Origin of the sequence: Bowmanella dokdonensis, from assembly GCF_017254865.1 — a bacterium.
Classification (GTDB): domain Bacteria; phylum Pseudomonadota; class Gammaproteobacteria; order Enterobacterales; family Alteromonadaceae; genus Bowmanella; species Bowmanella dokdonensis.
The window spans coordinates 1-214 of sequence record NZ_JAFKCV010000466.1; the positions used below are offsets into that span (position 1 = coordinate 1).

A 214-nucleotide genomic window follows, 5' to 3' on the forward strand; every position below is an offset into this window, starting at 1 on the left:
ACGATGTATGTGCAAGCCACAACTCATCAAACCAATACGCTACATAAGCGATGAATTCTTTATCACAGTCCAGATTGTTAACCTTTTTTGCCTGGCGGCCATAGCGTTACGGAACCACCTGACTCCATTCCGAACTCAGAAGTGAAACGTAATAGCGGCGATGGTAGTGTGGGGTCTCCCCATGTGAGAGTAGCACACCGCCAGGCTCCCAATT

The 214-nt window shown here is 48.6% G+C and carries 1 rRNA gene; it reads left to right on the top strand.

Going from position 1 to position 214, the window contains the following annotated elements:
• Nucleotides 1–90: 90 nt before the first annotated feature.
• Nucleotides 91–206, top strand: a 5S ribosomal RNA gene (gene rrf, locus J0A66_RS23315).
• Nucleotides 207–214: the final 8 nt, after the last annotated feature.